The organism is Fervidobacterium sp., from assembly GCA_026419195.1.
In the GTDB taxonomy this organism is placed as follows: Bacteria; Thermotogota; Thermotogae; order Thermotogales; family Fervidobacteriaceae; genus Fervidobacterium.
Map to the genome: position 1 here is coordinate 11533 of JANZZV010000012.1, position 22621 is coordinate 34153.

A 22621-nucleotide genomic window follows, 5' to 3' on the forward strand; every position below is an offset into this window, starting at 1 on the left:
TACATCCTCCTTCAATTTTTTGAATTCAGTAGTTAATCCTAACTTTTATTCCATTATTTTGTAGAAATTCCTTCAACTTTTGCAAATTAATCTTTTCAAAGTGCAATACAGATGCCATAAGTGCTGCGTCTGCACCTGCTGTGAGTATTTCCAATACGTGCTCCATTTTACCAGCACCACCAGATGCTATAACCGGAAGCTTTGTTAATGATTTGGCAAGACGTACTGTTTCTACATCGTAACCGTCTTGTGTACCATCTTTATCGATGCTTGTGATAAGTAATTCACCTGCACCACGTTTTTCTACTTCGACGAGATAATCTTCGTACCTTATACCCGTTCTCTTGCGTCCAGATACTGTGAATACTTCATAACCAATGTCGGTTTTTTTCACATCCACAGCTACAACAACAGCTTGTAACCCAAAACGATCTGCGATCTGTGTTATCAACTTTGGATTTTCAACGGCTGCAGTGTTTATACTCACTTTATCGGCACCTTTGTATATCAGCTCAGAAGCGAGTTCCAAGGAGTTTATACCACCACCTACTGTAAAAGGTATATTTATTTGCTCAGCTACTTTCTCAACAAGCTGGATCAAGGTTTTCCTTTTCTCATACGTGGCGCTTATGTCAAGGAATACTAATTCGTCGATGCCTATCTGTGCATATCTTTTTGCAAGTTCTACAGGATCACCACCGTAAATTAAATTCTCAAATTGTTTACCTTTAACAACTACGTTATCTTTAACATCGAGGCAAGCTATGAGTCTCTTAGTCAGCATAAAGGCTCATCTCCCTTAGTGTTATTCTTCCTTCATAGTACGCCCTACCAATTATTAGGCCTGTTACGTTGCTGTATTCTTTGCAGTAAGACTTGACATTCTCTAAGTCATAAACAGAACTTATCCCACCTGCTACAATGATTTTTAATTTAGTTTGATTTGCTAAGTTCTTTGTAATTTTTAGATCTCTTCCTTTCAGTGTTCCATCAGCTTCTACGTCTGTGTGAATTAATTGTTCTATACCAAGTGCTTCAAGTTTTGTAAGTAATTTTTCAAAAGTTATTTTTTTACTAATCTTCCAGCCGTTTGTTTTTATGTTACCCTCGGAGTCAGTATCCAGCGAAAAGATCACTTCTATTCCATTTTCAATGAGCTTACTTACAATCTCTTCGTTTTTAAGTACCAAACTTGTCAACACCTGCCTTTTGAAACCAAGATTGTAGAGCTTAATTGAATATTCAAATGTTCGGATACCTCCGCCAAGTTGTATGAATTGTGAAAGACCACAGCGTGATATTTCAGTGATTATTTCATAATTCTTATCACTACCATCTATGGCTTTTGACAAGTCGACAATATGAACTAAATTCAGTCCGTTCTCCAAGAAACGTTCGATTTTTCTCAATATTTTCTCTTTTCCTGTTTCATAGACTATAGCTTGTTCTTTTTTTCCATTTATCATACGTACGATGTTACCATTGTATATATCTATAGCCGGTATGACTAACATTTTATCACCTCACTAAGTAGTGATAGACCATCTGTATGACTTTTTTCTGGGTGAAACTGTATTCCAACTATGTTTTTATACTTAATGATTGCTGGGATTTTCTCTCCATCGTACTCGGTTTCTGCTATGGTTAATTCTTTGTCACAGACTACTTTGTAACTGTGGACGAAGTAAAAATAATGGTTGTTAAACTTCGAGATTCCACAATTTGTTTCTTGCAAAAATGTAATTTGGTTCCAACCAATGTGCGGTAAAATTTTTGATTTTAGTTTGATGACATTTCCCTTTATCAACTTAAGTCCTTCGGATTCTCTGTCAGTGCTGTTAAATTTTACCTCTTCACTTTTTTCAAATAGAAGTTGCATTCCAAGACAGATACCCAAAAGTTTTCCTCCACTTTCAACGTGAATTTTTATATACTCATCGAAGTTTAGTCTCTTGAGAGATTCCATAGCATCTTGGAAGTGACCAACACCAGGAAGAATTAATACTTCGTAGAATTTCTTTGTGCTTTGTTGTATAATTTCAACCGACTCGATACCTACTTTCAGCAGAGCCCTATAAACATTCATAACATTACCAGGGACGATGCCTACAAGCCCGACTTTCACATAATTACCCCCTTCGTTGAGAGCGTTGTATTCGAAGGTTTTAACGCCATGTTTAAGCATAAACCGAATGATTTAAAAACACATTCAGCAACATGATGGTTGTTCTTTCCATTCAGTTTTCTTATGTGAAGCGTTGTAGCGGAACTATTCACAAATGCTTTAAAAAATTCCTCCAACAATTCCGTTGCAAAGTTTCCTATGTTCGATACTGTAAAATCTACGTTAAATTCCAAATACTGCCTTCCAGATAGATCAATCGCACTCATAATTAATGCATCATCCATGGGTACAATGCAATAACCAAATCTTGCAGTTAAGTTGTAATCAAACAAGTTCTTTATTGCCGTGCCAATTACTATCGCTGTGTCTTCAACTGCGTGATGTAAATCTACATGTGTATCAGCATGAAACTCAGTTATCTCGATTGACAGGCCACAATATTTTGAAAGAGTTTCCAAAAGATGATCAAAAAAGCCGATTCCTGTGCTACCTGTAAATACAGACTTTTGTGCAGTACAGGATAATCTCAAGATTATAGATGTTTCTTTAGTGGTCCTCTTAACAGTACAGCTATTCTCGAAAACATCTATCTCGACCATTACGATCCCCCCTTGTTTGATTTGATTGTTCTTATTAGAATGTCTTTTACTAAATCGTTTTCTTGTGATTTCCCGATGGAAATTCTGACTCCTTCCTTGAATTTTCTTACGGTGACTTTCTGGTTTTTTAATTTTTCGAAGATCATCTCTATTTGACTGTTATTTGCTAAGATAAATATAAAATTTGCTACCGAGTCAGTTAAATGAAAGCCATTTTCTAAAAACGTCTTTTTCATTCTCTCGCGTTCTTGATTTATCCATGTTATCTTTTCTTTAAAATATCCTAAGTTTTCGAGCGAAGCTAAAGCTAAAAGCTGCGACAGGTAAGAAACGTTGTAAGGTAATCTGATTGAATTGTAGTAATCAATCAGTTCCTCATTTGCCAAAATATAGCCAATACGTTGAGCGGCTAAGCAGAAAGCTTTTGAGAAGGTGCGTATGATTATCAAATTTTTAAATTTGTCCAACAACTCTACACACGAGTCACCTGCAAACTCGTAATATGCCTCATCAACAACTATTATTGCTCCAGTTGATAGAAGATACTCGATTTCACTTTTATCAAACAAATGTCCAGTCGGGTTATTTGGATTCGGTAAGAACAAAACACTTTTATGGTCTAACTTCTTTGTAAGCTCATCAATGTCCAGCTTGTCGTACTTTTCACCCAACAGAGGTACAGTGGACAGATTCACTCCCGTTGCACAAGCAAATATAGAATAACAGCTGTAAGTAGGTGGACAGATATAAAAGCTGAAAGTTTTGAACATGAGAAATATGTAGTAGATAATTTCATCTGCTCCATTTCCTATACTTATTCTTTCCTTAGGTTGAGATGTGTATTGCGATAAAGCTTGCAATAGCTTTTCGCACGGGGAATCATAGTAAATTTTGAGTGCACTAAGGTCAAGCTTTTTATACGCGTAGTCTAAAATCTCTTTAGGGAAATCGAACGGATTCTCGTTCAGGGCAAGATATATCTCTGTACGTTTCTCTGGCTGATACTTTGGTAGCATTTTGATTTTCATTCTGGCTGATTCCATATTCCCAACTCCTCAAGTCGAATTTGGACAGCCATAGCATGAGCTTCAAATCCTTCAAGTCTTGCAAGCTTGACGTACTCACTTCCAGTTTTCAAAATTTCTTCGCTACTTACTTGTGTTATAAATATTTTTTTGAGAAAATCATTCACAGTTAAGCCAGAAGTAAATCGTGCAGTTGAGAATGTTGGTAACACATGGTTTGGTCCTATGCCATAATCTCCTATCGGCTCACTTGAAAAGTTACCCAAAAATACTGAGCCTGCGTTTTTGATAAGTTTTAATAATTGATATGGTTCTTGGGTGACTATTTCAAGATGTTCCGGGGCAATATTGTTAGATATTTCTACAGCCTGGAGAAGATTTTCAACAAGAATTATGTAACCATTTGTTTCCAGAGATTTTATTGCCCGTTCTTTGTTTGGATTGTTTAGTTTTTGAATATAGTACTGAATATTTTCCTGAACCGATGTTGCCAACTTCTCAGAAGTGGTGACAAGCACGCACATAGCATCTTCATCGTGTTCAGCCTGAGATAACATATCACAAGCTATGAAACGTGGATTTGCTGTCTCATCGGAAATGATTAGTACCTCACTTGGACCGGCTATACTATCGATTCCGCAATCTTGGATTATTAGTTTTTTGGCTAAAGCAACGTATTTGTTCCCAGGACCAACGATCTTGTCAACCTTATAAACTGTTTTTGTTCCATACGCGAGTGCTGCAATCGCATGTGCTCCTCCCATCTTGTAGATTTCGCTTATCCCTATTCTTTTAGCTATGTAAGTTATAAACTTTGGTATCTTACCCCTTTCATCAGGTGGTGTTGCTATCACTATACGATTAACACCAGCAATTTTGGCAGGAACCGCACACATCAATAGGGTAGAGAAGTAGACTCCTTTCCCAGATGGTACGTATATTCCGATACTGTCAATTGGTACGTTCATATACCCTAAGAATGAACCATTTTCGGTAAGTTGCCATTTGTTTTTTTCTATTTGCAAAATATGGTATCTTTCTAACCTTGATATGAAGTTATCGACTATGCTCTCAAATTCAGGTTCAACTGTAACTTCTTCAATTTCAGTATCTGAAACTCTCAGCATGTCTAAGGTCAACTTGCATTTTTCGTATCTGTTAATATACTCAATCAACGCATCATCACCATTTGTTTGTATATTTTTTATTACAGATTTGACGAATTCTTCAATATCTGAAACGTTTCTTCTTCTGCTTTCAATAATTTGAAAGATCTGGCTTGGTGAAGGAAACCTTATCACGTTCATATCACAACCTCCTTTGTCTTTATCAACTGACTTGATTATTCAAACCATTCCAAAGCCTGTCAAAAAGTGCTTGCAAGTCAATGCGTTTTGTTCTATAAGCAACATCATTTACGCAAACCATCGCGGATATTCTGTAAATTTGTTCTATTATCACTAATCCATGTTCTCTTAATGTCTTACCGGTTTGAACTATATCGATAATTGCGTCCGCAAGTCCAACAACAGGTGCAAGCTCCACAGAACCGTTCAATTTTATAAGCTCAGCATCAACATTTCTTGATTCAAGATATTTCTTAGCGCTCACCGGAAATTTAGAAGCGATTTTAACACGTCGACCGTTGAATCTGAAACCTTGAAAACTTGCAAGAACCATGCTACACAAACCAAAAGGTAATTTCATTGGTTGAATCAGAGCCAACTGTGATTCAACTATCGAATCAGTGCCACAAATCCCAACATCAGCTATTCCCCAATGTACGTATATCGGTACATCAAGTGGTTTTACAGAGAGCAATTCGATTCTCTCATCGCAATCTCTTAAAACCAGTTTTCGTTCCAACTTTTCTTCAAACTTGTACCCACATTTTTCAAGGTATGCGATACTTTCGTTTTCAAGTCTTCCTTTAGCCAAAGCTATTCTGAGCACATTACCACCTCCGATAGATTTAGTATCGAATTTCTGAAAGAAAGATCGTTCCACCCACACCATGCAAGAATTCATTAACTTTATATTCACCGCCAGCTGCAACTAGTTTAGAACTTTTAGTATCAAAGAGTGCGAACGTTAATCCACAATATTCTTCTGTTGTTCTGGCGAGTGAAAAGTCAACCTCAACAACTACGTTCTCAAACCCCTCTAAACTTCTTATTACCGTTTCCAATTCTTTTCTGTAAGGTTCTTTAATGGGAAAATCTTGCCAATCTTCAAGTCTACGTTTTGAAAAGCTGTTTTTAACTACTTCAACAAGTTTTGATACGTCTATTTTTCTCACACTACCAAGTACTTCGAGCTCTGAGAAGTCTTTTTTATCAAGCATCTCCAATATTTCAGTCTTTATGTCTTCAGAAACATCTTTGATGAGATCTTCTAGCACTCTCGCATCGCTGAGTTCCAAGATAAGGTCTGAATTTGAATATTCTGTATATGTACCTACTATGATCTTGATACACTCTAATAGCTCATAAATCCCACCAGGGATAATCTCAAGTCCAATTTCATACCGAGATTTCAAATTTCCAAAATTATCAAAAAAGTAAACATGTCCGTCATACCAGAATCTATGTGGCTGTCTTTGATTTTCAACATTTTCAAGTGCTTTGACGTGCTCACAAATAAACTTTGTAAAATCCTTCCTCAATTTAAAAATCTCACCAGATTTCACCATGAATGTTACACCTGACACTAATTCTTTTAAATCTTTTACTCGTTTAATATCCGGCTGTGTAAACTTTTCAAAATTTTCGCTTACCCGTTTGTAAAATGCTCGAAAAATAGTATCGATCATATTTTTCACCTCCGGACAATTTAAAAATAAAAGGGGCTCATCGTATCGATGAGCCCCTTGTGTTTACTCCACCATTAAACCATCAAAAAAGCCCAGGTGGAGTAACACCCGGGGCATTTTGATGGTGATGCAGATTTATTATTGAATTATTTTGTAAATCAATTTGTGCACAAAGGCAATCCATATTTACACCTCTAAGCATTTTTTAAATATTGTATCATAATTTCAACTTTTTGCAACATACAGAATCATGAATTAAATAATGAACTTTCGGACCGAAGTATTTAGTTTTTCGGCTATCATTGCTAAATTTTGAGCTGATGTATTGACATGTTTAGCGTTTGTACTCTGCTCTTTAAAATCTTTACTTATTTTTTCGATTGAATTAGCTATGACCATAATTGAATTGGTTGCGTTAGCCATGGCAGAACTCATTTGTTCGGTTGCTGCACTCTGTTCTTGGGCACTTGAGGCTAAACTTTCTATCATTGAACTAATGCTTTCAACTTCTTTAAGTATTTTGTAAAGTATTCTTTGACAACAATATCTTCTAATAATCCACTTGTTATTGATTTTGTTCTGCGAATTACGGAGTCGGTTGTTAAAAAAAGATTAAAGAAGAATCTGTGTTCGGCAGGTGTGGAAGATTTTGCTGTTGATGTAGAAGGAAACATATACCCTTGTTTTGTCTTTATAGGACGGTCAGAAGATTTAATTATGGGAAATGTAAATGATAATATTGAAGAAAAAACTCAGAATTTTAGGCAAAAGATACTTGAATTTAAAGAAATTACATATGAGAGAATTAATTCTTGTGCAAATTGTATAGCAAAAGGAATTTGTTCCCAATGCATAGCAGCAAGTTATTTAAAGTTTAAGAATTTCGATTGTGTTGATAATAATTTATGTTCTATCAATAAGAAAATAATTGAAAGGATAGGGTTGTTCCTAGTGGACAACTATCTGGTGAATAAAATTTAGAACTTATAAGGAAAAAAGTTTTTTATCTTTTCTTGGTGTCAGGGGAGGGCTAATAATTGGTTTCTGACAATTTTAAACCCATTGCTTATCCAGATATTGAGAAGTATGAGTTGTTTAAAAAGAAAGGCAATATAATGTATTGTATTGGAACCATTGAAAATGACTCGTTTATAATTGTTCCAAATGAGCAGGTGAGTCTTATCTTAAGACTTTTGAAGTTAATGAATGGAAAATTAAGTGTCAGTGATATTCAAAAATTTGCTAAAGAGAATAATATGTCAATAGATATAAAAAGTTTAATAACTAAACTTGGAAGGGCAGGTTTAATAAAAAATTTCAATGAACATTACAAATTCAGTGAACTACAACTTTTTTCGTTTAGTATGCTTTCGATAGACATTTCTTTGTTTTGTAATTATATTAAAAAAAGAGGCATGTTTCTAACTATTATTTTAATTTTAATGTTAATTGTTACAATTCTATACGTTACAATATTTTTACCATCGAGAATAAGTTTTAATTTCAATAATATTATTAAATATGACAATTCCTACTTGAAAAATATAATTTTAAGTTTAATATTTACAATACCATGCTTTTTAGTACATGAACTTGGGCATATTATTTTTGCCACGAGATATGGTCTGACTTCTAATAAATTAAATATAGGGTTATATTATTTCGTAATCCCTATAGTTTATGTAAAGATTCAAGGTTTATATGCTCTTCCTCCTTTCAAAAGAGTGAGAGTATTAATAGCTGGAATTGTGTTTAACTTTATTTTTGGCTTGAGTTGTCTATTTATGTGGTATATTTTTGAGATAGAAATATTTAAAACTTTGTTTTTTGTAAATATTCAAATAGCATTCCTAAATTTAACACCTTTCACATTTAGCGATGGATACTTTATATTTTCTATAGTCATTGGAGAACCAAATTTGCGATATCAGTACTACAAATTTTTGGCTGGAATAGTTAATAAAAAATTTCGTTACAAACTAACATTTAAGCAATTGATATATATTATTTGTAGTATTGTGATAACTATACTTTACATTATTGTTCAAGTTAAAGTACTTGACAATGTTTTATATGAAACTTTACAGAAATATGGATTTGGATTTAGCCAAGAAAGGAGATTTTTTATTTACACTGCAATGAATATACTTATTGTTTCTGCTTTATATCTATTCATTTACAAAAGAAGCATTAAGTATTTAAATGCAACTTTGGCTAAAGATTTTTAGATGATTGAATAAAAAGTATTTCTAACTTTTAAACTTGTAAATGTCCGATTTATGTATCAACTGTAACTTTAAATGTGGGAATTTAAGTACATCGTGCAGCATACAACAATTCTAGAAATAAATGAAATATATAAATCGGTGGTATAAAAGCAAAGAAATTAGATTGATTTCATTAATAGTATACTTTCACAGAAAAGTAATTTAATATATTAGAATAAATCCTGTTTTTAAACAACAAATAATTTTCTAAAAGTTATCTGTGTTTTTTTATTTTTCTTGACTTTATCAGTTCAGAGGTATTTATAGACTAACAAAAAATAACAATCTCTGGACTTTGTCAGTTAGGAGGGGTTTTTGAGCTAACAAAAAATTACGGCTCTTTGTCAAGAGATGGGGTGGGTATTCTGAATGCCCACCTTTTCAGTTTTATCAACCAAACATTTAATGTAATATATACCTCTTACAGGTAAATAATTTTAAAAACCCAATATTGTCTTTCCCCGCTACTTTTGCGGGTTTTAAATATTCTCTTTCTAACTCCTAACTACCACAACTGTATAAAATCCTCTTTCTAAATCTCTCAAAATTTCTATATCCAAATGCATTTCTCTTTAAAACTTTTATCTTGTTGTTAAAACCTTCTGTTGCACTATTTGTATACGGAACATCAAAAGAATTTACTATCTCTGAAAACCAGTTCCTAAAAACCTTTATACATCTGCAAAATTCAGAAAGGCCACTTCTCTCTGCTGCCTCTATCCACTTTTTTAATTCAACTCTCGCTTCTGCTGAATTACTGCTTTCCAAAACTTTTCTAAATTCTTCCTTGAGTCTATGCGCTTTCCTTAAATCCTCACTATACCAAAACATCACTTCTAACTCTTCTCTCTGCTCTGCTGTAAGTTCTTCATAAGACTTTAACAACAATTTCCTGCTCCTCTTGAAATATTTTCTCAAATTATCTTCTAATTCTTTCTGCACTCTTTTCCTTACTCCTTCTGTCGCCCAATAAACATACCTTGTAAAATGAAATTTGTCTATCACTATCTTCGCATTTTTAAAATATATCTTTGCTATCTCCACAAATTGTCTCCACATATCACATATGAAATACTTTACTTTATCCCTTCCTTTTAACCCTTTAAAATATTCAATCAAAACATCTTGTCTTCTGTCTTTTAAAATTTCTACTATCTGCTTTTTCACAGGGTCCACAATTATACACTGATATTTAGCTCCACCTGCATTTCCTTTGAATTCATCTATGCATATCGCCTCAGAAGAAAAATCCTCTATTTTCTTGGTAGGACTTACCTTATCAAATAACCTCATAACTGTTGTAACTGATACATTTGTCTGTCTTGCTACCTCTTTCATACTGCTCAAACTACTAAGCTGACTTATAATGTATGCTGCTAGTCTATTTGTCATTCTTTGACGCTTGCCCAAAAAATTTATGTGTTCAAAAAACTTCTTTCCACATTTTTTGCAAACATATCTTCGCTTTCTTAAAACTAAATATGTTTCCTTACCCATTATTGGTACGTCCTTTACTCTTTGGACACGATAATCATGTATCTTGCTTGTGATACTACCACATTTAGGACACTCGTGAGGTTTTTGCATCTGACTTATGTGGAGTTCTACTTCCTTTTCGTTTTCTACTACTTGGTGGAGAATGATATCTTTTGATTTCAAAAGTTCAGTGATATAATTATGATTGAGCACTTATTCTGGATGCCTCCTTTCTTTTGTGTGTTTTTTTATCCCTAAAAACAATTTTAATTATAGCAGGCATTCAGAATAAGTGCTATATTTTTTCTTTTCTTACCACCCCAATATTTATTATAGAGCCGATTTTGCTTGCTGATGAACCGACAGGAAATTTAGATGAAGCTAATGAAGAGCAGATATTATCTATCTTTGAGAATATCAATAAAGAACTTCAAACCACAATAGTTGTGGTTACACATAATGAAAAGGTGGCAAAGAGAGCACAGAAAGTAATTACTATATCAAACAAAAAAATAGTTCAGGTGAGATAAGGAGGAAAGCAACAATCTATGAGTTCAATAGTTGAGTACATAAAGTTTTCTCTGTCGAGCATAAAGAACAACAAAATAAGATTTGTACTGAGCATGTTTAACATAACCTTGGGAGTATTTTTGGTCACGGTTATAATTATTATGGCAGGAAGTTTCAAGGATAAAATGTATACAGAAATGAAGGTTTCTGATGAAAAAGTCATAAGCATAGTGCAAGGCAGGCCTGAAAGCCGAGCAAGTTATTATTATAGTTATCCTATTTTTGATGATTCTCATATAGACATGATAAAAAAAATCTCAAGTTTGAAAAATGTTGTCGGGGTAAAAGTGTGGTCGCCTGATAGCATTACGGCTGTAAATAGTAAAGGTCAGAGAAAAAGCGTCTTTACTCGTATTATAGGAACGAAAAAACTCTTTTTAGACAATTTAGGTGCAATTATAGAGCATGGACGAATTTTTAAAAAAGGCAACGAAGTGGTTATAGGTGCAAAGATAGCAGAAATAGGGAGTATTCAAGTTGGCGATAAGATTGAAATTGAAGACAGCAACAGAAAGTATATATTTACAGTATGTGGTATTCTCAAACTGCAAAAGCCACAGATGTTTTCAGATACCCCTGATTTGATCAATTTTATGATAGCAGCACCTGTTGATATAGATGCATTTAGCAATAAAAAGTATGGGATGATAAGTGCAAAAGTCAATAGTATCAATTTTCTAGAAAGTACATGTAAAGAAATAGAAAGAATACTGAATAGCGACAATTTAATAAAGAGTGAGTTAAAAGGATGGGGTTTGAGTGTTATTGCAGTGTCAAGAATGGACGTTCTCAAAGCAATTAATAACTGGTTTAGGTATATATATTTCTTTATACTAGTTGTAATTATAATGGTATCTTTAATTTCTGTAGCTAACATTACAAACACAATGATTACAACAGTATATGAAAGGTATCAAGAAATAGGAATTATGAAAGTTGTCGGTGCATCAAATTTACAAATAGCTGCATTTTATATTTTTGAATGTGCCATTATTGGAATTTTAGGAACATTTATAGGGTTAATTCCAGGAATCTTGCTGTCAAGATTACTAGTTTATATAATTAAGTGGAATTATATTACTGACAATACGCTGCTATTTATAACCTGTACTGTGATGGGACTAATTTCCCCACTGTTAGCAGGCTATTTAGCTTCGCGAAAAGCAGTGAAATTGCAGCTAATAAATGCTTTGTACAAAGAATAAGCACAGGGAGGACAGAAGTTTATGAGTGTTCATATTTATAACCTAGACGATAAGTATATTTTGTTTAATCATGAACAGTTAAAATACTTTTTGCTTCCACCAAAGCTTGGAGAGCAGTTGTTAAAGCTTGACGAGAATGAGAAAGAGAGATTGATAAGCAGTTTAAAAGAAAATTTTTACTTCAATGGGAGTAATGAAATTACTCAGGAAGAAAAAGAAGATGATGTTTGTTCTAGGTTAATATTAGTGATATCGCAAGCATGTAATCTTAGTTGTTCTTATTGTTACGCTCACGGAGGTTCATACGGCAAACAGAGTGGAAACTTTTTTATGGATTTTGAAACAGCAAAAAATTCAGTTGTTTTCTTTACAAAAACTTTTGCCAAGGGTATAAAGTCAATTCAGTTTTTTGGTGGAGAGCCACTACTTAATTTAGATTTAATTGAAAGATTGTGTTATTGGGTCAACGAATACTATTCATCTATTGGATTAAATACACCAAAATTTTCTATTTCGACAAATGGAACATTAATAAATGAAAAAGCAATAGAACTTTTTAACAGTTATAATATAGGGGTAACAGTAAGTCTTGATGGAGATAAAGGTATCAATGATGAGCATAGAAAATACAAAAATGTTAAAAGAAGTGTTCATGAAGACGTTGTAAAAATAATTAACCTTATGAACAAGATAAGAAATTTTAAATTAGGCATAGAAATGACAGTTACAAATAAGCATATAGAAAACTTTAAAGATAATCCAGATTTTGCATTGGGGTTGGTAAAACATTTTCACAATTTAAAAATTGATTTTATACATTTTGCTCCGATAATTGGTGAATGGAATTCTAATTTAACGATTGTAGATGAAAAATCATTAGCAAATTTTTTTGATGATATTGATAAGACTGTTTTTAGCTTCTTCTGATTGTCTTGCTGCTTGTTCTATGACTTCTACGCTTTCGTTTGTAGCTATACTTGCTTTTTCAGAACCTTGTTGTATCTCCCTAAGTATTTCTCCTATCTTGTTAGTTGAATTCTTACTTTCTTCGGCTAACTTTCTTATCTCATCGGCAACAACTGCAAAACCACGACCTGCTTCACCAGCTCTTGCGGCTTCAATGGCTGCGTTGAGTGCAAGTAGGTTCGTTTGTTCAGCTATAGAATTTATGGTATCAACTATTTCTTGAATGTTTCTTGCTTTGTTACTTAATTCACTAACTACCTGGGCAGTTATTATCGATTTTTCTTTCGTTTTCAATATTGTTTGCGAAATAGCGTTTATCTTGTCTTCCCCATCCTTAGCAGCCATGTTTACCTGCGTTGATTTTTTGGAGAGCTCTTGTGCCGATTTAGCGACATGTTGGGCACTTGCGGTAATTTCCTCTATACCGCTGTTAACTTCTTCGACAGAAGCAGATGAGTTTTGCAGCGATGAGTTTATCTCTTCTATTTCTCTTGATAAATCAGCGATGGTTTTGTCTAAACTTTGGGAGATCTTTTGCAAGTCTTTTGATGAAGAATTTACTAAGTTTGAGTCTTGAAGAATTTCGGAAAGTATTATTTTTAAGTTAACTTTCATATTCTCCAGAGAATTTGCCATTTTCGCTATCTCATCTTTACCTTTAACTGAAAATTCAACATTCAGATTTCCTGTGCCAAATAATTCTATCTTTTCTGCAAGAACTTTCACAGGTTTTACTATCAAGCTGCTGACAAAGAGGATAAGGATAGCGATGGAAACTATTACAATACCGAAGATTGTTACTATCAACACTATAGAAGTTCGAACGCGGGCTAAGTAGATATCTTCTGGTACAGAAATCAGCACTGACCAGTCACTTTCACCTTTTAAAGGCGAGTAAAAAACGTAAGCGTTTTTTCCATCTGGTGTTTTAACTATGCTTTTTCCTTGTTTTTTTTGCTTAATATCCTGCCATATCTTTTCAAAACCTTTGCCTCTTACATTGCTGATGTTTAAGTTCATTACATAATCTTTATTCTTATGGTATATAACCTTTCCAACACGATCGATTACAATGATTTCCCCAATTTCCAATTTCAGCTGATCGACTAATTTGTTCAGATATTCAAGGTCAAGACCTAGACCGAACAATCCTACGATTTTGTTTTCCATATTCTTGACAGCACACGTCACAACGAAAATGTTTTTTCCCGTACTTTTAGATACGAGTCCTTCGCTTACGAATACTTCCTTACCTTCTATCATAATTGCTTTGAAATAATCTCTGTCGGAAACATTCGATACAGCACCTGTAGTGTTTGGGGCTTTACCATCTGGATAAGCTAACAAATACATAAGAAGTTCTTCTCTTTTCTCAGCCCGTGGCTTCAATTCTAAATTGACAATTTCTTGATATTCCCCGGATTCCAAAGCCTGAATAATCGATTTTTCTTCGGCAAAAGCTTTTGCTTCCTTTATTTCACTGGTAATCCATTTTTCAAGTATTGCAGCTGAAGAAGTTGCTACTTGAGAGAGTGTCTGTTCTTGCCATGAATTTGTCGATATTTGGAGTCTAATGTAAACCAGTATGGCAAAGACAATAAGTAATATAACAATTGGCAAAAGGATGGTAACTAAAAGCTTTTGCCTAAGACTTTTGAAACCTTCCATTTTAACTACCCCCTTTACACAGGATTTAAATAAAAATAACAAGACTTTTTTGAAATAATTATATCATAAATCAAATGGAAACAAAATTTTTATAAAATGTCTTTCTAAGAAGATTTATAAAATGCACATTGACAAATTTCTTGTTTTTTGATAATATAACTAAAAATAGGCTATTGTAAGGAACTGTTGGAGGGTTAGCTTTGGAAAATGGTACTTTACTTTGTGTTGTGACGTTTATTGGAAATATTTGTGAGAACAACTCAATATCTGTTAATTACTGGTGGTTTTATTACTATGCAGGAGTGCACCTACGGCCTCCTGCGGTTTTGTCGTAGACAAAACCACCAGGAGAAAGGTAAAAAAACCGTGGGTGCACGATACTAAGAGTGCACCCACGGTTTTTTTATAAACTTGACATAATTTTGTGGAGGTGTGGTGTATGACGGGGTTAAAGTATGCGCTTAAAATTGACAGTAACCACAAAACCATAGTTGATGTTTCAAACGTACGATTTGGAGAAGACTTTGTTATCATAGCCGGTCCGTGTGCTGTTGAAAGTGAGGAGCAGACAATTAAGACCGCTATTGCCGTCAAAGACGCAGGTGCCAATATGTTGAGAGGGGGTATTTTTAAGCCGCGCACATCACCTTATTCTTTTCAAGGACTGGGACTGAAAGGATTGAAAATACTGAAAAAGGCTTCAGAAATTACAGGATTACCCATCGTAACGGAAGTACTTGATCCGAGAGATGTATATTGGGTGGCAGAATACGCCGATATGATTCAGATAGGTGCAAGAAACATGCAGAATTTTTCTCTTCTAAAAGAGGTTGGAAAAGCAGGTAAACCAGTACTTCTGAAAAGGGGGATGCATTCAACGCTTAGTGATCTGTTGAATAGTGCAGAGTATATACTCTCTGAGGGAAACGATAAAGTTGTTTTGTGTGAGAGAGGAATAAGAACTTTTGAAAACTACACAAGAAACACACTTGACATCAGTGCTGTTCCCGCTTTAAGAGAACTAACACATCTTCCTGTGATTGTTGATCCCTCTCATGCCGCTGGGAAGTCTTCTTTAGTTACTCCCCTTGCACAAGCTGCAGCTGCAGTTGGAGCCGATGGATTGATTGTTGAAGTGCATATTTGTCCTGAAAAGGCTCTATCTGATAAAGAGCAGGCACTTACCCCCAAAGAATTCAAAAGCCTTGTACAAAGAGTTTTGAGTATCAAAAGCACGTTAGAGGTCTTTGAGGATGATCTTGTTCAAAGCGAACTTTCATCGATAACAAGGATTGATGTTGATGGATGAGGTTTTGAGATTATTCGATTCTTCTATTATCTTTTTTGAGAATAAGGTTTCTATCACCAGTTTTATAAAAAACGTATCAAGTAAGCTTTGCGTAATTGCGGATAAGACCGTCATGGAATTTTACGGTGATTTCATAAACTCTTTAGAAGCTGATTGCTTGATAGCTTTGAAAGGTGAAGATAGTAAGAATTTGGAAAGGATCTTACCTATTTACGAAAATTTGATTGCGCATTGTGTAGACAAAACATGGTTTGTATTAGGTGTTGGTGGCGGAATGGTGTGTGATGTTACGGGTTTTGTTGCTTCAACTTATATGAGGGGATTACACTTTGGATTTGTGCCAACCACTCTTTTAAGTATGGTAGATGCCGCAATTGGTGGTAAGAATGGTTTAAACTTAAAGGTTTACAAAAACATAATCGGTACCATAAATTTGCCTGATTTCGTTTGTGTGTGTCCAGAGTTTTTAACTACATTACCACCTGATGAATTTCGAAATGGTATGGCCGAGGTTATAAAAGCTGGAGCTATTAAGGATAGGTTCTTATTTGAAATACTCGAAAGTGAAGAAAATATACATAATAAATTGCCGGAGATCGTTAAGTTATCGATACAGATGAAAATAGAAGTTGTTAGGAACGATCTCAAGGATAGTAACATAAGAAAAGTTTTGAATTTTGGACATACAGTAGGTCACGCTATTGAATTAACACTCAATTTAAAACATGGATTTGCAGTGAGTATCGGTATGGTTTTGGAAACTATTGTTGGCATTTTATTGTTTGGTGTTGAAGAATGTGTTGCTTTACGTATAGTAGGTTTGTTGAGAAAGTTTGGCTTGCCCACTTGTGTGGATCTGGATGGTTTCGAGGAAGAAATCTTCAAAGTAATTTTACACGATAAGAAAAGCCAAGATGAGAATATAGAACTGGTTTGTGTGAGGGAGATTGGAAGTTCCGAATTGATAAGCGTTGAAAAATCAAAGCTTTTGGAGGGCTTAAGATGGGCATTCAAAAGGCAAGTGGATTTAAAGAAGTTATCTGCGCAAGTGTAGGTTATTGCCGTTATGACATATTGTATGAAATTGACCAGCGATTTCCATTTTACGAAATAAGAGTTGACTTAATCGATTTCGAAACAACGGATGTTGAATTAATAATAACTAAATTGAAAGATTTTCTGAAATTCAAGAAAAACAAATGCGTGGTTACATGTCGAGAGGGGAGTTTGAGTTCCGAGGAATGTTTCAAGATCTTGAAATCAGCAATTGAAAATGGTGCTGATTTCATAGATGTAGATTTGGGCTTCCAGTTTGACTTAAACTCTGAGCTGAGAAAACTTGCAAGACGTTCTTCTGTAAAGTACATTAGTTCTTTTCACAATTACAAAGGTACAGATGAATTGGAGTTTTTGAAAAAGAAAGTAAACGAAGCTTTTGAAATTTTTGATCCTGATTTTGTGAAGATAGCTACTTTCGTAACGAGTAAAGAGGAGATGTTTACTCTTCTTCAACTGTGCGAACCTAAGATTATCATCGTAGGAATGGGAGAGATTGGTAGACTTGTCCGCCTTTTCTCCATTATTTTTGGTAGTCCTTTTACCTATTCAGCTGCATTGCAGCCTACGGCTCCGTATCAACCATCTTACGATGAATTGTTAAAACTTTTAGAGGATATTGAGAATTATTCACTTGGAGCATTAAAAAATCACAGTGTACAAGTTAGTTGATGTTTGAAACATATATTTTGAATTACCTGGGGGTGGGGTTTTTTGAAAAAATGTTTTGTTGTAGGTAAGCCCGTTTATCACAGTAAAAGTCCGCAGATTTTTGGTGAATTATTTGAAAAATGTGGTATCGAAGGTACTTACTCAAGGTTAAATCTCAACGAGTTTGACGAGATTTTTCACATTGCTTCTCAAGTTGGTATTGATTTTGCGAATATTACAGCACCGTTTAAGAATCGAGCGTTTCAGCTATGTACTGAAAAAGGATGCAACATTTTACACGAGGCTCTTTTGAGCGAAGCTGTCAATAGCATATTTTTTGAAAATGGTCAAATGTCCATTTGCACAAACACTGACGTAAGTGCTTTGTTATCTATTTTTGGTTCTGTTTTTGAAGGTTTTGCAAAAGGTGAACTCAGCATTGCCATACTTGGTGCGGGTGGAGCTGCTCGTGCAGCTTTGAGTGCTTTGAAAATCTTATCCGAGCGTAAAAACCTCAATTTAGTGGTCAGCATATTCAACCGAACATATCAGAAAGCACAATCTTTGTGCGAGAAGTTCACTACTTCACAATTTCAGCCGCAAGCAGAAAGTCTGGAGATGTTTGTTTATAAATATAAATCATTTGATACTGTTGTGAATTGTTTGACAGAGTATCCCAATGCGTTCAAAAACTTAGAATTTGAAGAAAGACAGGTATTTATAGATGCAAATTATAAGTCACCTGTGAACGTAAAAATAGCTAAGTATTTACCGGGTGAAGTTTGGTTAGTCAAGCAAGCGTTAGATTCGTTCCTCTTTCTCACAAAGAAAGATATAAAGGAGTGTATACTAAATTCTTTATACTATTCACTTTTAGAAAAGATAACAGACAATCGAAACTCTACCCCAAAAAGGAAAATCATATACCTTGTTGGCATGCCTGGTAGTGGAAAATCTACAATTGGTAGATTATTAGCTCGTGAGCTTGGATTCACATTCATTGATACGGATGAACTAATACAGGAACGTGCTAAAATGAGTATTTCTGATATATTTTCAACTTATTCGGAAGATTATTTTAGGACAGTAGAAACCTCTATTTTGAAAGATGTATCAAAGCTTGAAAATTGCGTAATAGCAACTGGAGGTGGAATTGTTTTGAAAAATGAGAATGTCAATCTAATTAAACAAGGGCACGTTGTCTGGTTGTTAAGTAGTATAGATGAATGTGCAAGAAGATTGGATGATAAGAACGATAGACCTTTACTAAGATCTGACTCTAGAGAGGATTTACTGCAAAAGTTTTTCTCATTGTTTTCGACTCGGGTTGATCTTTATTTTAGGGTAGCAGATTTAATATTCCCAGTGGATAGATCGGAAATCTACCAAGTAGTTGATGAATTAAAGAAGGAGTTGAGTTTTTATGTTTGAGTACAATATTCAAAATGACATTGTCAAAATCCACATTAATTCAAACACTGGTCTGACAAAAAAACCAGTTATTCTTGTTGCTCCTCCATCCAAGAGTGTTTCGATCAGAGCGGTGTTTGGTGGGTTACTGAGTTCAGAAGGGATAATCTTAAGAAAGCTTTCAACTTGCAGTGATGTTTTATCAACTTTGAATGTTGTTAACACACTTGGCAATAATGTGGATCTACTTTCTAAGGAAGACGAAAGTATAGATATACAAATAACAAAAGTTAGCAGAAAACAGGACGTTAACATAGTAAATTGTGGAGAATCTGGTTTGTGTGCTCGAATGATCGTCCCCGTCTTAGGTCTAATTGGACAACCTCAAAAAGCCAAGACAGTCACAGGAGAAGGTTCGTTGTTAAATAGACCTTTTGATATGCTTGGGCAACTGAGACAGTTTGGATTAGCTGTGAATACAACTAACGGGAAATTACCTGTCATTGTACAAGGAGAACTAAAGTCAAACAAGGGATACATTGACACAAGTATAACAAGCCAGGTACTTTCTGGTTTGCTTATGACTTTACCTTTAGTATCGGGTAATTCGGAGATAAGTGTCGAGAATCCATTAAGCAAGCCATATATTTTGTTAACACTTGATGTTATGAGCAGATTCGGTGTGCATGTCTTGCATGATGAAGCCTTGAAACATTTTGAAATTCCGGGAGAACAATCTTATGTGTTATCCGAATTTCAAATAGAAGGCGATTGGTCGGCAGGGGCGTTTTTGCTTGTATTGGCCATCTTGCTAAAAAAGGAAGGAATTAACGTATCTGTTTCAAATTTATCTATAAACTCTGTGCAGGCAGATAAAGCCATTTTAGATGTTCTTAAGGATGTAGGGGTGCTAGTGAATTACTCACACCTTGGTTTTACAGTTGATAGTATTGATGAGCTTAAGCCATTTGAATTTAATGCAGAAGATTGCCCGGACCTAGTACCACCATTGGTATGTTTAGCAACGTTTTGCGAAGGAGAAAGCAAAATCTACGGTGTAGGACGTTTACAATACAAAGAAAGTAACAGACTAGAGGCACTTGGAAAGCTTTTGAATGATTTTGGTATCAAATGCTGTATAGAAAATAATGTATTTATTGTAGTTGGTTCAACTACACGCTTTACAACAGATAGTGTGTTAGTGGATTCTTACAAAGACCACAGAATTGCGATGGCAGGTAGCATTCTAGCGTTTGGAAAGAAGATACGTACAATCATAAAAGATGGATCATGTGTATCAAAATCCTTTCCGGGTTTTTACAAGCAGTTGATGAACATCGTGAGGTGATTACGTGACCACGATCGGTAGAATATTTCGAGTTAGTATGTTTGGTGAATCACACGGCGCATCTGTAGGTGTGTTAGTTGATGGTGTACCAGCAGGGATGCCATTGTCAGTTCATGATTTCAGAAAAGACCTGCTTAGAAGAAAAGGAGGAAAGTTTGGTACAACAAAGCGAATTGAGGATGATATACCAATAATAGAATCCGGGGTATTTGAGGGGCATACAACAGGTACACCTATACTGATAAGATTCCCAAACAAAGACACAATATCAAAGGACTATGAAGAAATACGTTACATACCAAGACCAGGTCATGCGGATTTCACAGCGTACGTTAAATACAAGGGGTTTAACGACTATAGAGGTGGTGGTCATTTCTCAGGTAGACTTACCACAGGTATCGTCGCCGCAGGTGTAATAGCAAAGAAATTGATCTTTCCAATGAAAGTTCATGCTTACGTAGAGCAAATAGGTGGTAGACGGAATGATTTTTATAATTTACTCAAAAAAGCTTACGAGTTAGGTGATTCCTTAGGTGGAATCGTAGTTTGCAAAGTCTGTAATGTACCTATAGGATTGGGTGAACCATTCTTTGATTCTATTGAAAGCACCATTTCACATGCTGTATTTTCCATTCCTGGTGTCAAAGGCATTGAATTTGGCGTAGGTTTTCAATCTGCATGTATGAAAGGATCTGAATACAACGATCAATTCGTTGATACTTCGGGTAGAACACTCACAAACAACTCCGGAGGTATAAACGGAGGAATAACGAATGGAAATGAACTCGTTTTTAGGATTGCGGTAAGACCTACTGCTAGCATATCAATACCGCAACAAAGTTTCGATATTAGGACAAAAGAAAAGAAAGAAATAAAGATTAGCGGAAGACACGATGTTTGTTTTGCACTTAGAGTTCCGCCGATAGTAGAGGCAGTCACGGCAATTACATTAGCGGATCTGAAACTCATTAGTCAGTCTTACAATTCGTCATTTGTTGAAACAGTCAGAAAATGGGAGGTAGGTTTATAAATGGAAAAAAGGATACAAATCGAAAAACTCAGAGAAGTCATAGACTCTATTGATAGTAAACTAATCCATCTTTTGAATCAGCGATTAGAATTAGCAATCAAAATCGGTAGATTAAAAGACAATATCTACGACGAAAAACGAGAACAAGAAGTTTTGAATCACGTAAAAAATTTATGTAGCAATTTGTTAGTTGGCGAGGAATTTTGTGTCCAATTGTATGAAAAAATTATGGAAAAAAGTAAGCAATTACAAGAAAGTAATGTGAAATTAATAGGTTTTCAAGGCGAACATGGTGCTTACAGCGAAATCTCTGGCGTGAAATTTGGTGAGAAGATATTCTCAGATCGCGCAAAATTCGCAACGATCCCTCTAAAAAGTTTTGAAGAGGTTATACAAAATGTAGAACATGACATTATAGATTATGGCGTACTACCTATTCAAAATTCTCTTGAAGGTCCAATAAATACCGCCACATATGCTTTACTGGAAAGTAACTTAAACGTTGTAGCTGAGGTTATTTTGCCGATAAACCATTGCCTGTTGATTTTGCCAGACGTTGACCCAAAAGAAATAAAATTTGTATACTCACATCCGCAGGCACTTGCTCAATGCCGTAATTTTTTAAAACGTTTATCACTTCAGCCTTTGGAATTTTTTGATACGGCTGGGGCTGCAAAAAAGCTTGCAGATGAAAGAAATTCAAATGCAGCCGTCATTGCAAGTAAACTTGCAGCAAAGATATACGGTCTTGAAGTTTTGAAAGATAACATCCAAGATTATCCTTACAACAAAACTTCTTTCTGGATACTCTCTAAGGTCATGAATAACCATGGTTCAAAGTGTGCAATCACATTCTTACTTGAGGATAAACCAGGTGCGTTACTAAGCGTGTTGGAACTCTTCAAGCTTAGAAATATCAATTTAACCAGGATAGTATCTTTACCTTCAAGAAACGAAGTAAACGAGTATAGATTCTTTGTAGACTTTGAAACTCAAAATGTTGACGATCTTGAAAAATTCTTAAAGACCTTAGCAGAAAAAACGAAACAATTAAGAGTCTTTGGGTTGTACGATTCTTTTGAAATAAACGATAAATTATAGGTG

General features: G+C 34.8%; 23 protein-coding genes. 13 read left to right on the forward strand and 10 right to left on the reverse strand.

Features of this window, described 5'->3' with window-relative positions; genetic code table 11:
• Positions 1 to 25: 25 nt before the first annotated feature.
• The 8 genes from hisF to N2Z58_08585 are packed head-to-tail and all read right to left on the reverse strand — an operon-like array spanning position 26 to position 6561.
• Complete coding sequence (gene hisF, locus N2Z58_08550; protein MCX7654705.1) at positions 26 to 784, reverse strand: imidazole glycerol phosphate synthase subunit HisF; 759 nt, start codon at positions 782 to 784, stop codon at positions 26 to 28.
• Positions 774 to 1514, reverse strand: coding sequence for a HisA/HisF-related TIM barrel protein (locus tag N2Z58_08555; GenBank protein MCX7654706.1), 741 nt, complete (start codon positions 1512 to 1514; stop codon positions 774 to 776). Before N2Z58_08555 ends, hisF begins: the two co-directional genes overlap by 11 nt.
• Positions 1508 to 2125: an imidazole glycerol phosphate synthase subunit HisH gene (hisH, locus tag N2Z58_08560; protein ID MCX7654707.1), complete on the reverse strand. Its 618-nt coding sequence runs from the start codon at positions 2123 to 2125 to the stop codon at positions 1508 to 1510. Before hisH ends, N2Z58_08555 begins: the two co-directional genes overlap by 7 nt.
• Positions 2122 to 2724, reverse strand: a complete 603-nt coding sequence (gene hisB, locus N2Z58_08565) for an imidazoleglycerol-phosphate dehydratase HisB (protein ID MCX7654708.1) — start codon at positions 2722 to 2724, stop codon at positions 2122 to 2124. The genes hisH and hisB overlap by 4 nt, the downstream gene beginning before the upstream one ends.
• Positions 2724 to 3767 (reverse strand): aminotransferase class I/II-fold pyridoxal phosphate-dependent enzyme, encoded by a 1044-nt coding sequence (locus N2Z58_08570; GenBank protein ID MCX7654709.1) that lies wholly within the window; start codon positions 3765 to 3767, stop codon positions 2724 to 2726. Before N2Z58_08570 ends, hisB begins: the two co-directional genes overlap by 1 nt.
• Positions 3749 to 5056, reverse strand: coding sequence for a histidinol dehydrogenase (gene hisD, locus N2Z58_08575; protein MCX7654710.1), 1308 nt, complete (start codon positions 5054 to 5056; stop codon positions 3749 to 3751). The genes N2Z58_08570 and hisD overlap by 19 nt, the downstream gene beginning before the upstream one ends.
• 22 nt (positions 5057 to 5078) lie before the next feature.
• Entirely contained in the window at positions 5079 to 5702 is a 624-nt protein-coding gene (gene hisG, locus N2Z58_08580; GenBank protein MCX7654711.1) for an ATP phosphoribosyltransferase, read from the reverse strand.
• 19 nt (positions 5703 to 5721) lie between these two features.
• Positions 5722 to 6561, reverse strand: a complete 840-nt coding sequence (locus N2Z58_08585) for an ATP phosphoribosyltransferase regulatory subunit (GenBank protein ID MCX7654712.1) — start codon at positions 6559 to 6561, stop codon at positions 5722 to 5724.
• 325 nt (positions 6562 to 6886) lie between these two features.
• On the opposite strand from N2Z58_08585, the gene N2Z58_08590 reads away from it, so the two are divergent.
• From N2Z58_08590 to N2Z58_08600, 3 genes are read left to right on the forward strand one after another with little or no spacing between them, the layout of a single operon-like run.
• Entirely contained in the window at positions 6887 to 7087 is a 201-nt protein-coding gene (locus N2Z58_08590; protein ID MCX7654713.1) for a hypothetical protein, read from the forward strand.
• 8 nt (positions 7088 to 7095) lie between these two features.
• Positions 7096 to 7542, forward strand: coding sequence for an SPASM domain-containing protein (locus N2Z58_08595; protein MCX7654714.1), 447 nt, complete (start codon positions 7096 to 7098; stop codon positions 7540 to 7542).
• A gap of 56 nt (positions 7543 to 7598) precedes the next feature.
• A complete protein-coding gene (locus N2Z58_08600) occupies positions 7599 to 8789 on the forward strand; it encodes a M50 family metallopeptidase (protein MCX7654715.1) in 1191 nt (396 codons plus the stop codon).
• A gap of 540 nt (positions 8790 to 9329) precedes the next feature.
• On the opposite strand, the gene N2Z58_08605 is transcribed toward N2Z58_08600, so the two are convergent.
• Positions 9330 to 10517 carry an ISL3 family transposase gene (locus N2Z58_08605; GenBank protein MCX7654716.1) on the reverse strand — a complete coding sequence of 396 codons (1188 nt, stop codon included), beginning with the start codon at positions 10515 to 10517 and terminating at the stop codon, positions 9330 to 9332.
• Between the two features lie 131 nt (positions 10518 to 10648).
• Between N2Z58_08605 and N2Z58_08610 the strand changes: the two genes are divergently transcribed.
• Genes N2Z58_08610 through N2Z58_08620 form a run of 3 tightly spaced genes read left to right on the forward strand, consistent with a single transcriptional unit; the run spans position 10649 to position 13006 of the window.
• On the forward strand, positions 10649 to 10834 hold the full coding sequence (locus N2Z58_08610) for a hypothetical protein (protein MCX7654717.1): 186 nt from the start codon (positions 10649 to 10651) through the stop codon (positions 10832 to 10834).
• A gap of 18 nt (positions 10835 to 10852) precedes the next feature.
• Entirely contained in the window at positions 10853 to 12079 is a 1227-nt protein-coding gene (locus tag N2Z58_08615) for an ABC transporter permease (GenBank protein MCX7654718.1), read from the forward strand.
• A 21-nt stretch (positions 12080 to 12100) separates the two neighbouring features.
• The gene (locus tag N2Z58_08620; protein ID MCX7654719.1) at positions 12101 to 13006 is read left to right on the forward strand and encodes a radical SAM protein; all 906 of its coding nucleotides are present in this window, start codon (positions 12101 to 12103) and stop codon (positions 13004 to 13006) included.
• On the opposite strand, the gene N2Z58_08625 is transcribed toward N2Z58_08620, so the two are convergent.
• Positions 12956 to 14713: a methyl-accepting chemotaxis protein gene (locus tag N2Z58_08625; GenBank protein MCX7654720.1), complete on the reverse strand. Its 1758-nt coding sequence runs from the start codon at positions 14711 to 14713 to the stop codon at positions 12956 to 12958. The two genes, N2Z58_08620 and N2Z58_08625, sit on opposite strands and share 51 nt — an antisense overlap.
• A 439-nt stretch (positions 14714 to 15152) precedes the next feature.
• On the opposite strand from N2Z58_08625, the gene aroF reads away from it, so the two are divergent.
• From aroF to pheA, 7 genes are read left to right on the forward strand one after another with little or no spacing between them, the layout of a single operon-like run.
• Positions 15153 to 16022 (forward strand): 3-deoxy-7-phosphoheptulonate synthase, encoded by an 870-nt coding sequence (gene aroF / locus N2Z58_08630; protein MCX7654721.1) that lies wholly within the window; start codon positions 15153 to 15155, stop codon positions 16020 to 16022.
• The gene (aroB, locus tag N2Z58_08635; GenBank protein MCX7654722.1) at positions 16015 to 17076 is read left to right on the forward strand and encodes a 3-dehydroquinate synthase; all 1062 of its coding nucleotides are present in this window, start codon (positions 16015 to 16017) and stop codon (positions 17074 to 17076) included. The genes aroF and aroB overlap by 8 nt, the downstream gene beginning before the upstream one ends.
• Positions 17025 to 17750, forward strand: a complete 726-nt coding sequence (locus tag N2Z58_08640) for a type I 3-dehydroquinate dehydratase (GenBank protein MCX7654723.1) — start codon at positions 17025 to 17027, stop codon at positions 17748 to 17750. The genes aroB and N2Z58_08640 overlap by 52 nt, the downstream gene beginning before the upstream one ends.
• A gap of 42 nt (positions 17751 to 17792) precedes the next feature.
• Entirely contained in the window at positions 17793 to 19160 is a 1368-nt protein-coding gene (locus N2Z58_08645; protein MCX7654724.1) for an AAA family ATPase, read from the forward strand.
• On the forward strand, positions 19153 to 20487 hold the full coding sequence (gene aroA, locus N2Z58_08650; protein ID MCX7654725.1) for a 3-phosphoshikimate 1-carboxyvinyltransferase: 1335 nt from the start codon (positions 19153 to 19155) through the stop codon (positions 20485 to 20487). The genes N2Z58_08645 and aroA overlap by 8 nt, the downstream gene beginning before the upstream one ends.
• 4 nt (positions 20488 to 20491) lie before the next feature.
• A complete protein-coding gene (locus N2Z58_08655) occupies positions 20492 to 21517 on the forward strand; it encodes a chorismate synthase (protein ID MCX7654726.1) in 1026 nt (341 codons plus the stop codon).
• The gene (gene pheA / locus N2Z58_08660) at positions 21518 to 22618 is read left to right on the forward strand and encodes a prephenate dehydratase (protein ID MCX7654727.1); all 1101 of its coding nucleotides are present in this window, start codon (positions 21518 to 21520) and stop codon (positions 22616 to 22618) included.
• The last annotated feature ends 3 nt before the right edge of the window (positions 22619 to 22621 follow it).